The sequence below is a fragment of the Tsuneonella aeria genome (assembly GCF_009827495.1).
GTDB lineage: Bacteria > Pseudomonadota > Alphaproteobacteria > Sphingomonadales > Sphingomonadaceae > Tsuneonella > Tsuneonella aeria.
Genome location: NZ_WTZA01000001.1, coordinates 638,170 through 651,288 on the forward strand (window position 1 = coordinate 638,170; position 13,119 = coordinate 651,288).

Below are 13,119 nucleotides of genomic sequence, written 5' to 3' on the forward strand. Positions count from 1 at the left end.
AATCCACATCATGGATCTGCAAACGCGCGAGGATAGTCACAATCCGTTCGTCATGGTGTTCGGCCTCCTGGCGCTGGTAGCTTCGATCATGGGTGTGGTCCTGTTGTTCCGTCGTCGCCGCTCGCGGGTGGCGGCATGACGCCGATCGTCCTGCCCCCCGCGCTGGACCTGATCGGCACGGCGATCTTCGCCCTTACCGGCGCGCTGCTGGCCGCGCGCCTGCGTCAGACGTTCGTTACGATGGCATTCTTTGCGCTGGTGACGGGTGTCGGCGGAGGATCGCTTCGCGACATGCTGTTGGGTGCGCCGGCATTCTGGCTGCACAACCCCTGGGTGGCGCCGGTGATCTTCGCGACCGCGCTGATCGCGTGGTTCACCCCTCGCCGGTGGTGGGAAAAGGAAGTTCTCGAATATGCAGATGCCGCAGGGCTTGCCGGCTTTGCCGTGCTGGGCGCGGCAAAGGCCCTGGCATTTGGTGTTGCCCCTGTCCCTGCCGCCGTGCTCGGCGTGGTCACCGGATGCGCGGGCGGCGTCGCGCGCGACGTGATCGCGGGCGTTCCGTCGATCATCATGCGTCCCGAAATATACGTTACCGCCGCGGCGATTTCTGCCGGGCTAGCCGTAGCCGGATGGCTGGCCGGTTTGCCCGATGGACTGACCTGGGCGGTAGCATGGACCACCGGCTTCGCGGTCCGGAGCGCTGCGATCCGGTGGAAGCTCGGATTGCCGAGCTACCGCGAGGAATGAGCGGTTAGCCCGGAAAATCCGGAGCGTCCGCAGTTTCGTAGCGTCCGTCGCCCGTCGGGTCACCCGGCAATGGGCCACCGGGATAGGCCGGCACTGCGGCGCGGCCATCCTCGGCCTGCCGTGCTGCGGCATAGCGATCGTCCTGCCACTGACGATCGAGGACGGCGCCGCGCTGTCGATCGAATCCCTGGCCATATTCGACGCCGTCGATCCGTCCGTCGTTGCCGATCATGCAAGTAAAGTTCTGCCCGGTCCGCAGGCGCCCGGTGACATGCCAGCCCGCGGCGTTACGTTCGGCCGCGTCGACCGTATCGATCCGCGCATTGCGCTCCACCTCGCGCGCGCACATATCGACCGCGCGCTCGATCCCCGCGCTCCATCCCCGGTCATCTTGCGTGCGGTAACGGCTGTCGTATGATCCACCCGGATAAGGGCTCCGGTAGGGATAACGATAATCGCGGGCGCGGTTGCGGTTGGCGTTCGATGCTGCGCTGGCGACGGCCGCAATCGTGCCCAGAACCAGGAGCCCGCCGATCACATCCCCTGCGTCTACCCGGTCACGGCGATGCCAGCGGCGATAGTTATCGGCGTTGACGCCATCGGCTTCGAACCCCGCCTTCGCAAGGGCAGCGGGCGCTTGCACGGCAGGCATTTCCGCAGCGGAAAGCGGGGTGACAACCATTGAGGCCGTCGCGGCGAACGCAGCGACGGTGGCAAGGCGAGGCATCATGGTGGCAATCCTTCGAGCGGCCTCACGGCAACAGGCCGCGCGCCATTCAAAAAGATAGGCGGCCCAGACTTGCAAAAGCCTGAACCGCCTGACGCGTTTTTAATGGATCTGCTGCTTACCGCAGACCGCTGTAATCGAGATCGACCACTCGCCCGTAGCGAACGTCGCAGGTGAAGCGGCCGGTATCGTAATCGCGGCCACCGTAGCGGTAGTTGTAGTCGCGACCCCAACCGCCGTTACGTTCGTTGACAACGATGGTGCCCTTCACCCGATACCCGTCGCGCTTGCGGTCGACGTTGCGGATGTCGGTCACCCGCGCATTGCCATACCGATAGGCGTTCTGCTGGGCGGCGCGGACGCACTGTTCGACTGCCTGGCGCGAACTGCCGCCATTGTAATAACGATTGTCGTACCGGTTATTGTAATAGCCACCGTTGTAATACGGTTCGCCATAGGTGCCGTTGTAACCGCGGTCCTTGCCGATTGCGCTCGCAACAGCAGCGATGCCGCCGATCACCAGCGCGCCGGCAATGATTTCGCCCGCGCTGATGCCGTTGTCGCGGTCGCGGTAGCGATCCTGCGCGGCGGCGGGAGTGGCGGAAGCCAGAGCCATCGCGCCAGCCGCGACCGTTCCAGCAAGGGCTTTCGAAATGGTATTCATGGCTCACCTCACGATTTCGCGAAAGGAACTGAACCCTTCGCTATTGCCCGCCATGTTTAGGCGATTCGCCGTGAGGTGAGTCTGAATTGCTATGTTAGCTGTCGTTCATTTTCAGCGTTGCGTGGATGAACGGTTCGCCGGGGACATGATCGGCTCCGCATCGCCAGGTGCCGGCGGCATGGCCAGACCGGTCCAGTGCGCGAGAAACGCGAGGACGTCCGCCCCCTCCTGGATGGCCTTGTCGGTCGGCTTGCCGCTGCCGTGCCCTGCCCGGGTCTCGATCCGGATCAGATGTGGCTTGTCCCCCACATCGGCCGCCTGCAGCGCGGCCGTGTACTTGAAGCTGTGGCCCGGCACGACGCGGTCGTCCGTGTCGGCGGTAGTGACGAGCATCGCCGGGTAATCGGTGCCGGATCGAATGTTGTGATAGGGCGAATAGGCCCGAAGCACCTTGAAGTCGGCTTCCTTCGACGGATAACCGTAATCGTCCACCCAGTACCGGCCGGCCGTCCATCGATCGAAGCGCAGCATATCCATCACGCCGACGGCGGCATGGGCGGCGTCGACCAGATCGGGCCGCTGGTTGGTGACTGCGCCCACCAGAAGGCCGCCGTTCGAGCCACCTTCGATCGACAGGCCGCCGGGCGTGGTCACGCCATTGGCCTTGAGCCAGTCGCCTGCCGCCGCAAAATCGTCGAAGACGTTCTGCTTGTTCGCCAGCCGCCCGCCATCGTGCCACGCCTTGCCGTATTCCCCCCCCCCGCGAATGTTGGCGAGGGCGAAGACACCGCCCGCCTCCATCCACGCCATGCGCGTGGCGGAGAACCCCGGCGTCAGCGAAACATCGAACCCGCCGTATCCGTAAAGCAACGTCGGGGCCGGGCGCGTCACATCCTTGCGATGGGCGATGAACATCGGGATCTTCGTCCCGTCCTTCGACGGGTAGAACACCTGACGCACGGTGAAGCGATCCGGATCGAACGTCAGCGTGGGCGTGGCGAACGGGGTCGTTGCACCGGTATTGACGTCGAGACGATAGATCGTGCCCGGGCGATTGAAGCTGGTGAAAGTGTAGAATGTCTCGGGATCACCGGCCCGGCCGCCAAAGCCGCCAGCCGTTCCCAATTCGCCGAGTGCGATATCTTTCTGCGGCTTCCCGTCGAGGGTGTAGACAGCGGCGCGCGTGGTCGCATCCTTCAGGTAGGTGACGACCAGTTTATCCCCGATGATCGAAGCGCCGTCGATCGGCTGTTCGCCTTCGGCGACGACGGTTGTCCAGTTGGGTGTCGCGGCCGAAAGATCCGTCTTGACGATGCGATAGCGCGGCGCATCCTTGTTGGTCACGAAATAGGCGGTGTTGCCGATCACATCGATCGGATTCCAGGCGTTGTCGAACCCGGTCACGAGCGGCCGCGCGGCCCAACCTTTCGCAGCCCGCTGAGTCAGGTCGATGGCGTGAACCTCGTACTTGGAGTCCGTGCCCAGCGAACTGACGATGAAGGCCCATCGGCCATCGTCGGTCACCGCCGCGCCGTGACCACGTTCCTTGTGGTCCGGTGTCGCATAGACGAGCTGGTCCGCCGACTGCGGGGTGCCAAGCTTGTGGTAATAGACGGCCTGGTTGTAGTTGAGCGCCTGGAAATCCTGGCCCTTCTCCGGTTCGGGAAAGCGCGAATAGAGGAACCCGTCCTCACCCACCCAGGACAGCCCGGTGAACTTCGCCCAGCGGATATCGTCGTCGATCTTCTCGCCGGTTGCGACGTCGAGCGCGCGGATGATCATCCAGTCCGTGCCGCCGTCCTGCACCATGTAGAGCAGCTTCGATCCGTCAGGCGACGGACGCCATCCGCTGAGCGCAGTGGCGCCGTCCTGGGCCCAGGTGTTCGGGTCCAGCAACACGCGCCGTTCCCCGTTCAGGCCGTCCTGCACATAGAGCGGGCTCTGGTTCTGCAGCCCGGTGTTGCGGGTGTAGAAATAGCGGCTGCCGTACTTTTGAGGGACACCGAACCGCTCGTAATTCATCAACGCGGCGATCTTGCCTTTGAACCAGTCGCGGCCCGGAAGGGTATCGAGGTAAGCATCGGTAACGGCATTCTGCGCCGCCACCCATTCGGCGACCTTCGGATCGGTCCGCACGTCGTTCTCGAGCCAGCGATAGGGGTCGGCAATCTGTTCGCCGAACTGGGTCTCCACCGTGGTACCGCGTTCGGTGGCAGGATAGGCGATCGGCCCCGGCTGGACTGCGGCGTTCATGGATGCTCCGGACGTTTGGGCCGCGAGCGGCGCGGACAAGGCAAGCAGCGAGGCGGCGCCAAGAAGCGCGCGAAAGTTCGACGACATGGAATCTCCCGGGGAAGGTGCACGTGCGGCAACTGTAATTCGCCGTGCGGCGTTAGCAAGGTCCGGACACCGCCTTCGCCACGGCAAAAACGAAAAGGGCCGGAGGTTTCCCCCCGGCCCCGGATACCTTGCGAAACGGCCCGATCAGGCGGCGGCTTCGTATTCGTCCTCGTCATGGTTCATCACCGGACCGGAGTCCTGGCCCTTGGCTTCCACGTCACGGTCCACGAGTTCGATGATCGCGATCGGCGCCGCGTCGCTCTGGCGGATGCCCGCCTTGATGATGCGGGTGTAGCCGCCTTCACGGCCCGCATAACGCTCGGCAAGAACGTCGAACAGCTTGCGCAGCTGCACGTCGTCGCCCAGGCGGCCCATCGCCAGGCGCCGGTTGCTGAGGCCGCCGCGCTTCGCCAGCGTGATCAGCTTTTCGACATACGGACGCAGTTCCTTGGCCTTGGGCGTCGTGGTCATGATCTGCTCGTGCTTGATGAGCGCTGCCGCCAGGTTGCGCAGCAACGCGGCGCGGTGGCCACTCTTGCGCTGCAGCTTGCGGCCCTTGATGCCATGCTTCATTTCCGGTTCGTCCTCGTTCGTAGGGGGTCCGTGTCAGGTAACCCGATGCAGGCCGGATGAAGGGGTCCGGCCCATGCCCCGGTTGGAGAATCAGCCGATCAGCCGAGCAGTTCCTGCTCCAGCTTCTTGGCCATTTCCTCGATGTTTTCCGGCGGCCAGCCGGGGATGTCCATGCCGAGGCGCAGGCCCATCGAGCTCAAGACTTCCTTGATCTCGTTGAGGCTCTTGCGGCCGAAGTTCGGCGTGCGGAGCATCTCGGCCTCGGTCTTCTGGACCAGATCGCCAATGTAGATGATGTTGTCGTTCTTGAGGCAGTTTGCCGAACGGACCGACAGTTCGAGCTCGTCGACCTTCTTGAGAAGGTAGCGGTTGAGCTGGTTCGCGTCGCTCTCTTCCGGTTGCGCGGCAAGGCCGATCATCGGGCTCGACGACTGCGGAATGCCGTCTTCGAAGTGGACGAACAGCGCAAGCTGGTCCTGCAGGATGCGGGCGGCATAGGCCACCGCGTCTTCCGGGGTCACCGTTCCGTCGGTCTCGATCGTCAAGCTCAGCTTGTCGAAGTCGAGTTCCTGCCCGACGCGCGCGTTCTCGACCTTGTAGCTCACCTGGCGGACGGGCGAGTACAGGCTGTCGATCGGGATCAGGCCGATCGGCGCGTCGACCGGCCGGTTGCCCACGGCCGGAACGTAACCCTTGCCGGTGTCGGCGGTCAGTTCCATGTTGAGGTTGGCGCCTTCGTCGAGGTGGCAGATCACGAGATCCTTGTTCATGATCTCGATATCGCCGGAGACCGCGATGTCACCCGCCTTGACCTCGCCCGGGCCGGTGGCGGCAAGCTGCAGGCGCTTAGGGCCCTCGCCTTCCATGCGCAGCGCGATCTGCTTCACGTTCAGCACGATGTCGGTCACGTCTTCGCGAACGCCGGCCAGCGACGAGAATTCGTGCAGCACGTTTTCGATCTTGATCGAGGTGATGGCGGCACCCTGGAGGCTCGACAGCAGAACGCGGCGCAGTGCGTTGCCGAGAGTCAGGCCGAAGCCGCGCTCGAGCGGCTCCGCCACGAAGGTTGCCTTGCGGCCCTTCGAGGCGTCCTTCACGTCGAGGCTGTTGGGCTTCTTGAGTTCCTGCCAGTTCTTGGTGTTGACGGCCATGGATATCCCCTTGGGGTTCAAATGCGTGTGGGACCGGCGCCGGCGAGGCGTCCGATCCTACGAAAAATCGGCGGCAAGGAGCGACCCTGCCGCCGGGCAGGCAAGATCAGACGCGGCGACGCTTGGACGGGCGCACACCGTTGTGCGGGATCGGCGTCACGTCGCGGATAGAGGTGATCGTGAACCCGATCGCCGCAAGGCCGCGCAGCGCGCTTTCACGGCCCGACCCGGGCCCCTTGACCTCAACCTCCAGCGTGCGGACGCCGTGCTCGGCCGCCTTCTTGCCGGCATCGTCGGCGGCAACCTGGGCGGCATAAGGCGTCGACTTGCGGCTGCCCTTGAACCCCATCATGCCGGCCGAAGACCAGCTGATCGCGTTGCCCTGTGCATCGGTGATGGTGATCATGGTGTTGTTGAAGCTGGCATTGATGTGCGCAACGCCGCTGGTGATGTTCTTGCGCTCCCGCCTGCGGATGCGCTGAGGTTCACGAGCCATGTGGGAATTCCTGTCCTAAATCCAAGAAATGAAGCCGTCGCCGCCGACCGAGCGGGGCGAGCGCGGCTTACTTCTTCTTGCCTGCGATCGGCTTGGCCTTGCCCTTGCGGGTCCGGGCGTTGGTGTGAGTGCGCTGGCCGCGAACCGGCAGGCCCTTGCGGTGACGCAGGCCGCGATAGCTGGCCAGATCCATCAGGCGCTTGATGTTCATCGCGGTTTCGCGGCGAAGATCGCCTTCGACCGAATGATCGGCGTCGATGGTTTCACGGATCTGCAGCACTTCGGCGTCGGACAGGTCCTGCACGCGGCGGCTGTGATCGATGCCCAGCTTGTCGGCGATCTTCACCGCCGTGGTCGGACCGATACCATGGATGTAGGTGAGCGCGATGATCACGCGCTTGTTGGTGGGGAGGTTTACCCCGGCAATACGAGCCACTTAGTTCTCCATGCTCCACAGGAGCTACCCGGCCGGGCGCCCCTATCTCATCGCTTTCATTCGAGATCGGCAGGTTGCGTTACGGCAAAGGTCCGGATGGCGCGCCCTGCTTGTTACAGGAACACCTGCCGGACCGACCCGCGTATGACGAATGAGGGGCGCGCTTAGTGCGATTCGCTGCGCGCGTCAATGGCGCGCACCCGCAGGGGCCGCCGGAGGATCTGTATGCACCGCCGATCTCCCGGCTGGCACGATCACCTCTTCGGCGCGATCGAAGCAGTCCGATGTTTATTACGGATCGCCCTGGTCCGCAAGCGGGCGTGTTGACGCTAGGCCGCTGTCCCCGCCCTCCTCCTCGCGCTCACCCTCGCTGTTCGCCGCTGCGACGAGTCGACCCAGTTGCACCCCCATCACCGCGTCCACCGATCTGGCGAGGGAATCGACCGGAAACCGGAAGTGCCCGGCGACCGCATATTCCCAGACCAGCGCGGTTCCGCCGCTTTCGCGCGGTTCGATCGTCACGGTCAGGACACCGTTGACCGGCTCGCCCTGGAGCGGCCCCAGCGCACCCGTCATGCGCAGGAGCTTCATCGGCTGCGCCATCACCACAGTCATGTGCTGCACGCTGCCGTCGAGCCGCCGCTCCTGCGCGGACAGCCGTTCGCAGAAGCAGCCGCCGCCCTGGGGCGCAATGGAAAGGTTCGCTGCGCTCCCCGACCAGGTGTGTGCGTCCTCCCACCAGGCCGCCGGCTCGATCAGCGTGCGCCAGACGGTGGTGGAATCGGCGGTGGTCGACGCCGTGTTACGCGAGACGAAGTGGCCGGGCGATGTCTGCGTGACTTCGGCCGAAGCAGGCACAGCAACGATGCCCGCCGCCAGAGCCGCAAGCAGGATTTTCAGTCTGCCCATGATTATCACCCCCTGCTCTTGGAGGGGAGGATACACCACGAGGCGCTAACTGGCGAGAACCCGCTCGATCGCCTCGCTCACGATGTCGATGTCGGCCATTCCGTCGATACGCCGGACGATATTGCGCGCCTCGTAGATCGGAAGGATCGGCGCCGTCTTGGCGCGATATTCGGCCATGCGGGTGCGCACGGTGCCTTCGTTGTCGTCAGGCCGGCGCTTGAATTCGGAGCTGCCGCACTTGTCGCACGTTCCCGCCAGGCGCGGCCTCTTGTGGATGTCGTGGTATCCTTCGCCGCAGACCGCGCAGGTGAAGCGCCCGGTGATGCGTTCCACAAGTGCGTCTTCGTCCACGTCGAGTTCGATCACGTGATCGAGCGTCCGGCCATGCGCGGCGAGAATGGCGTCGAGCGCGGAGGCCTGGGCTTCGGTTCGCGGATATCCGTCGAAGATGGCGCCGGTCTCATCAGCCATCGCGGTAAGCTCGGCATCGATGAGGCGTGAGACGATCTCGTCAGAGACGAGCTCCCCGCGCTCCATCACCGCTTTCGCTTCCAGGCCGACGGGGGTCCCCGCCTTTACCGCCGCACGCAGCATGTCACCGGTGGAGAGCTGCCGCATCCCGTGACGCTCGACCAGTCGCTGCGCTTGCGTGCCCTTGCCCGCCCCCGGGGGGCCCAACAGGATAATGTTCACGGTAATGCTCCCCGCAGCAGGCCGAGATAATGCCCTAGCGCAGACGGCCCTTCAACTTGGCCTTCTTGATGAGGTCGCCATACTGGTGGGCCAGCAGGTGAGACTGTATCTGGCTGATGGTATCCACCGTCACGTTGACCACGATCAGCAGGCTGGTGCCGCCAAGAAACAGCGGAATGCCCGTCTGCGCGATCATGTATTCCGGCAGCACACACACCAGGGTGAGGTAGGCCGCGCCGATCACGGTGATCCGCGTAAGGACGTAATCCAGGTAATCCTGTGTACGCTTGCCAGGCCGGATACCCGGGATGAACCCGCCATTCTTCTTCAGGTTGTCGGCCGTCTCTTCCGGATTGAAGACCACCGCGGTGTAGAAGAAGCAGAAGAAGACGATCCCGATGGCATAGAGCAGCAGGTACAACGGCTGCCCGTGCTGAAGGTAGAAGTTCAGCGTGTTGATGATCCCGCCGGTCGTGCTGTTGGGGTCAATGCCCTGCCCGGCAAACTGGCTGATGGTCAGCGGCAGGAGCAGGAGCGAGCTTGCGAAGATCGGCGGGATGACACCCGATGTGTTGAGCTTCAGCGGCAGGTGGCTGCGATCCGCCTGCATCATGCCGCGCTGGCTGGCGCGCTTGGGATACTGGATCAGCAGGCGTCGCTGAGCGCGTTCCATGAAAGAGATAAACAGGATCAGGCCCACGATCATCACGACAAAGCCGACGATCACGAAGGCGCTGATGGAGCCCGAACGCCCCCCTTCGAACAGGTTGGCGCCGAAGCTGGGGAACTGGGCGACGATGCCGGCCATGATGATCAGCGAAACGCCGTTGCCGATCCCGCGGCTCGTGATCTGCTCACCCAGCCACAGGAGGAACATCGTGCCGCCCACCAGGCTGATCACGGCGGTGATCTTGAACAGCAGGCCGGGAATGACGACGGCCTGGAGCCCGCTCTGCGCCCCGTAGCTTTCGAGACCCTGGGCTAGGAACCAGCCCTGCACTGCGCACAGGAACACGGTACCGTACCGGGTGTACTGATTGAGCTTCTGCCGTCCGCTCGCACCTTCCTTCTTCAACGCGGCGAGCGCCGGGTGAAGCGAAGCGGCAAGCTGGATGACGATAGACGCCGTGATGTAGGGCATGACGCCGAGCGCGATGAGGCTCATGCGCTCAAGGCTGCCGCCCGAGAACGTATTGAACAGATCGAGGATGCCCCCGCGCGTCTGCTCGTACAGCGTCTCCAGCACTAGCGGATTGACGCCCGGAAGCGGCACGAAGCTCAGGAAGCGGAAGATGATCAGGGCGCCGATCGTGAACCAGATGCGGTTCTTGAGTTCGGTTGCCTTGGAAAAGTTCGCGAGGCTCAGAGTGCTCGCGATGTTGTCGGCGCGTGATGCCATGGGGTTACCCGAGATCCTGTATTGGCGCCAAGGGGTCTTTGGGGTCCTCCCGGCAAGGGAGGCTACATAGGAAGCGGGGGCCGACATGTCGAACCCCCGCTGCCCGTTATTCGCTTAATTGGCGGCCTTGTCGTTACGCGCGGTCTTGTTGGCGGCCGCGCGCGCAGCCTTCTTCTCGTGTTCGGGCTGGCCGCGCTCGATGACTTCGACGGATCCGCCGGCCTTCTCGACCGCTTCGATCGCACCCTTCGACGCCCCGGCAACCCGGAAGCTGACCTTCGCGCTCAGCTCGCCCTTGCCAAGCAGGCGCACGCCGTCCTTGCCGCCCGTCGCCAGGCCCGCGCTCTTCAGCACGTCGTGATCGACCGTGCCGGTGGCGTCCAGCTTGCCGGAATCGATGAACTTCTGGATCATGCCAAGGTTGACCTCGGCGTAATCCTTGCCGTTCGGGTTGTTGAAACCGCGCTTCGGCAGGCGCATGTGAAGCGGCATCTGGCCGCCTTCGAAGCCCTTGACGGCGACGCCGGAACGCGCCTTCTGGCCCTTCTGGCCGCGACCGCCGGTCTTGCCCTTGCCCGAACCGATGCCCCGGCCGATCCGCATCTTGCGGTGGCGGGCGCCTTCGTTGTCGCGGATGTCGTTCAGTTTCATGTCAGTGCACTCGCTTTCGCTTTTGTCGCGCCATGTCGCGGCCAGGCAACCCCGGCCGCGCCATGTCATTTCAGTCGACGATCTCGACCATGTGCGGCAGCTTGGCGATCGCGCCGCGGACTTCGGCCGAATCCTCGACCTCCACCACGCGGTGCATCTTGCCGAGGCCCAGGCCGATCAGGATCTTCTTCTGGCTTTCGGGGCGGCGGATCGGGCTGCCGATCTGCTTGAGTTTGATCTTCGCCATCAGTCTTACTCCACAATCGCGGCGGCGTCGGCTTCTGCCTCGGCCTCGCTCGCGCCGCCACGACCCAGCAGGTCGGCGACCTTCTTGCCACGACGCTGCGCAACCGACTTCGGCGAAGTCTGGTCAGTCAGTGCGGCGAAAGTGGCGCGGATCATGTTGTATGGGTTCGAAGTGCCGACCGACTTGGTCACAACATCGGCGACGCCTAGGCTTTCGAACACTGCGCGCATCGGACCGCCGGCGATGATGCCGGTACCTGCCGGGGCGCTGCGGACGTTGACCTTGCCGGCACCGAAACGGCCCTTGCCGTCGTGATGAAGCGTGCGGCCTTCCTTCAGCGGAACGCGGATCATCTTCTTCTTGGCCGAAGCGGTCGCCTTGGTGATGGCTTCCGGCACTTCGCGCGCCTTGCCATGACCGAAGCCCACGCGGCCCGAGCCGTCGCCGACTACGACCAGCGCTGCGAAGCCGAAGCGCTTGCCGCCCTTCACCGTCTTCGAGACCCGGTTGATGTGGACCAGCTTTTCGATGATCCCGTCGTCTTCTTCCTCGCGGCGGTTGTCGCGGCGATCGCCGCGCCCGCGGCCACCGCGTCCGTCACGATTGCCGCCGCCGGGGCCGCGGCCGCCGCGATCGTTTCCGCCTCGTCCGCCGCGTCCACGCGGCTGCGTCGGATCGCCACTTTCGGCGCTCTGCGCCTCGGCAGCCTGCGAAGGAGTATCGGCAATCGCCGGCTGCTCGTTCACGACGGCATTCTGCGTTTCGGCAGCGGCTTCGTTGGTGTTTTCGTTGTCAGCCATCATCAGAACTCCAGCCCGCCTTCGCGGGCGGCGTCGGCCAGCGCTTTCACGCGGCCATGAAACAGAAACCCGCCGCGGTCGAAGACGACAGCGGAGACGCCGGCCTTCTTGGCAGCTTCCGCGATGTCCTTGCCGACCTGGACGGCGGCATCGACATTCCCGCCGGCGGACTTGCCACCCAGCGTGCTCGCGGCGGCAACAGTGCGCCCCTGCGCGTCGTCGATGACTTGCGCATAGATGTGGCGCCCGGTGCGGTGGATCGACAGGCGGGGCCGCGATCCGGCCCGGGCCTTGATCGCAGTGCGCACGCGGCGGCGGCGGCGCTCGAAGAGGGAAAGCTTGGCCATCTTACTTCTTCTTTCCTTCCTTGCGGAAGATGAACTCGCCGCGATAGGCGATGCCCTTGCCCTTGTAGGGCTCCGGCTTGCGCCAGCGGCGGATTTCGGCGGCAAACTGGCCGACGGCCTGCTTGTCGATCCCCGAAATCTCTACGGTCGTCTGGTCCGGCGTCTTCACCTCGAGCCCTTCGGGCACAGGCAGGTCGACGTCGTGGCTGTAGCCGAGCTGCAGCTTCAGGGTCTTGCCCTGGGCCTGCGCGCGGTAGCCGACACCCTTGATCACCAGGGTCTTGGTGAAACCGTCGGTAACGCCTTCGACCAGGTTGGCAACGAGCGTGCGCTGCATGCCCCAGAAGGCCTTTGCAGCCTTGCTGTCGTTCGCCGGCTTGATCGAGATCGCGCCGTCTTCAACCGTGTAGGTGACGTTGTCGGACAGACCCATCGACAAGGTGCCCTTGGGGCCCTTCACTGACAGCGTCTTGTCGTTGATGTCCGCGGTGACCCCGCTGGGGATCGCCACCGGACGCTTGCCGATGCGGCTCATCAGAACACCTCCGCCAGCACTTCGCCGCCGACGTTCTGGGTACGGGCTTCCGCGTCGGAAAGCACGCCACGAGGCGTCGAGACGATGGTGATGCCGAGGCCGTTGCGGATCGTCGGCAGTTCCTTGGAACCCGAATACACGCGGCGGCCAGGCTTCGAAACGCGCGCGACGTGCTTGATCGCCGGTTCGCCTTCGAAATACTTCAGTTCGATCCGCAGCGCCGGATGCTTGCCCGAAGCGTCTTCGGTGAAGCCACGGATGTAGCCTTCACGCTGAAGCACTTCGAGGACATTCGCGCGCAGCTTGCTGGCGGGGGTAAGGACGGAGTCCTTCTTCGCCTGCTGCCCGTTGCGGATGCGGGTGAGCATGTCACCCAGGGGATCGGTCATAGCCATCTGTCAGAT

At 64.4% G+C, this 13,119-nt stretch carries 18 protein-coding genes; 2 read left to right on the forward strand and 16 right to left on the reverse strand.

What is annotated here, in order from left to right:
* Nucleotides 1-10: 10 nt before the first annotated feature.
* Together GRI40_RS13790 and GRI40_RS03045 are read left to right on the forward strand one after the other, a co-directional pair.
* Nucleotides 11-139, forward strand: coding sequence for an LPXTG cell wall anchor domain-containing protein (locus GRI40_RS13790; protein ID WP_237488983.1), 129 nt, complete (start codon nucleotides 11-13; stop codon nucleotides 137-139).
* Nucleotides 136-747: a trimeric intracellular cation channel family protein gene (locus GRI40_RS03045; RefSeq protein WP_160609971.1), complete on the forward strand. Its 612-nt coding sequence runs from the start codon at nucleotides 136-138 to the stop codon at nucleotides 745-747. The genes GRI40_RS13790 and GRI40_RS03045 overlap by 4 nt, the downstream gene beginning before the upstream one ends.
* A gap of 4 nt (nucleotides 748-751) precedes the next feature.
* Here GRI40_RS03045 and GRI40_RS03050 read toward each other — a convergent pair whose 3' ends face one another.
* From GRI40_RS03050 to rpsH, 16 genes are all read right to left on the reverse strand, one after another.
* Nucleotides 752-1,477, reverse strand: a complete 726-nt coding sequence (locus tag GRI40_RS03050; protein ID WP_160609972.1) for a hypothetical protein — start codon at nucleotides 1,475-1,477, stop codon at nucleotides 752-754.
* Nucleotides 1,478-1,592: 115 nt separating this feature from the next.
* Nucleotides 1,593-2,138, reverse strand: coding sequence for a hypothetical protein (locus GRI40_RS03055; RefSeq protein WP_160609973.1), 546 nt, complete (start codon nucleotides 2,136-2,138; stop codon nucleotides 1,593-1,595).
* Between the two features lie 111 nt (nucleotides 2,139-2,249).
* Complete coding sequence (locus tag GRI40_RS03060; protein ID WP_160609974.1) at nucleotides 2,250-4,391, reverse strand: prolyl oligopeptidase family serine peptidase; 2,142 nt, start codon at nucleotides 4,389-4,391, stop codon at nucleotides 2,250-2,252.
* 231 nt (nucleotides 4,392-4,622) lie between these two features.
* Nucleotides 4,623-5,051 carry a 50S ribosomal protein L17 gene (gene rplQ, locus GRI40_RS03065; RefSeq protein ID WP_160609975.1) on the reverse strand — a complete coding sequence of 143 codons (429 nt, stop codon included), beginning with the start codon at nucleotides 5,049-5,051 and terminating at the stop codon, nucleotides 4,623-4,625.
* A 98-nt stretch (nucleotides 5,052-5,149) separates the two neighbouring features.
* Nucleotides 5,150-6,202 (reverse strand): DNA-directed RNA polymerase subunit alpha, encoded by a 1,053-nt coding sequence (locus GRI40_RS03070; protein WP_160609976.1) that lies wholly within the window; start codon nucleotides 6,200-6,202, stop codon nucleotides 5,150-5,152.
* Between the two features lie 106 nt (nucleotides 6,203-6,308).
* Nucleotides 6,309-6,698 (reverse strand): 30S ribosomal protein S11, encoded by a 390-nt coding sequence (gene rpsK, locus GRI40_RS03075; RefSeq protein WP_160609977.1) that lies wholly within the window; start codon nucleotides 6,696-6,698, stop codon nucleotides 6,309-6,311.
* Between the two features lie 67 nt (nucleotides 6,699-6,765).
* The gene (gene rpsM / locus GRI40_RS03080) at nucleotides 6,766-7,134 is read right to left on the reverse strand and encodes a 30S ribosomal protein S13 (protein ID WP_160609978.1); all 369 of its coding nucleotides are present in this window, start codon (nucleotides 7,132-7,134) and stop codon (nucleotides 6,766-6,768) included.
* A 291-nt stretch (nucleotides 7,135-7,425) separates the two neighbouring features.
* Nucleotides 7,426-8,043, reverse strand: coding sequence for an SRPBCC family protein (locus GRI40_RS03085; protein ID WP_160609979.1), 618 nt, complete (start codon nucleotides 8,041-8,043; stop codon nucleotides 7,426-7,428).
* Nucleotides 8,044-8,088: 45 nt separating this feature from the next.
* A complete protein-coding gene (locus GRI40_RS03090; RefSeq protein WP_160609980.1) occupies nucleotides 8,089-8,736 on the reverse strand; it encodes an adenylate kinase in 648 nt (215 codons plus the stop codon).
* A gap of 34 nt (nucleotides 8,737-8,770) precedes the next feature.
* Nucleotides 8,771-10,135 carry a preprotein translocase subunit SecY gene (gene secY, locus GRI40_RS03095; RefSeq protein ID WP_160609981.1) on the reverse strand — a complete coding sequence of 455 codons (1,365 nt, stop codon included), beginning with the start codon at nucleotides 10,133-10,135 and terminating at the stop codon, nucleotides 8,771-8,773.
* Nucleotides 10,136-10,249: 114 nt separating this feature from the next.
* Nucleotides 10,250-10,786 (reverse strand): 50S ribosomal protein L15, encoded by a 537-nt coding sequence (rplO, locus tag GRI40_RS03100; RefSeq protein WP_160609982.1) that lies wholly within the window; start codon nucleotides 10,784-10,786, stop codon nucleotides 10,250-10,252.
* A 70-nt stretch (nucleotides 10,787-10,856) separates the two neighbouring features.
* Nucleotides 10,857-11,033, reverse strand: coding sequence for a 50S ribosomal protein L30 (gene rpmD / locus GRI40_RS03105; RefSeq protein ID WP_160609983.1), 177 nt, complete (start codon nucleotides 11,031-11,033; stop codon nucleotides 10,857-10,859).
* A gap of 5 nt (nucleotides 11,034-11,038) precedes the next feature.
* A complete protein-coding gene (gene rpsE, locus GRI40_RS13795; protein ID WP_160609984.1) occupies nucleotides 11,039-11,836 on the reverse strand; it encodes a 30S ribosomal protein S5 in 798 nt (265 codons plus the stop codon).
* Nucleotides 11,836-12,180 (reverse strand): 50S ribosomal protein L18, encoded by a 345-nt coding sequence (rplR, locus tag GRI40_RS03115; protein WP_160609985.1) that lies wholly within the window; start codon nucleotides 12,178-12,180, stop codon nucleotides 11,836-11,838. The genes rpsE and rplR overlap by 1 nt, the downstream gene beginning before the upstream one ends.
* A 1-nt stretch (nucleotide 12,181) precedes the next feature.
* Entirely contained in the window at nucleotides 12,182-12,715 is a 534-nt protein-coding gene (gene rplF, locus GRI40_RS03120; protein ID WP_160609986.1) for a 50S ribosomal protein L6, read from the reverse strand.
* Nucleotides 12,715-13,110 (reverse strand): 30S ribosomal protein S8, encoded by a 396-nt coding sequence (rpsH, locus tag GRI40_RS03125; protein ID WP_160609987.1) that lies wholly within the window; start codon nucleotides 13,108-13,110, stop codon nucleotides 12,715-12,717. Before rpsH ends, rplF begins: the two co-directional genes overlap by 1 nt.
* Between the last annotated feature and the right edge of the window lie 9 nt (nucleotides 13,111-13,119).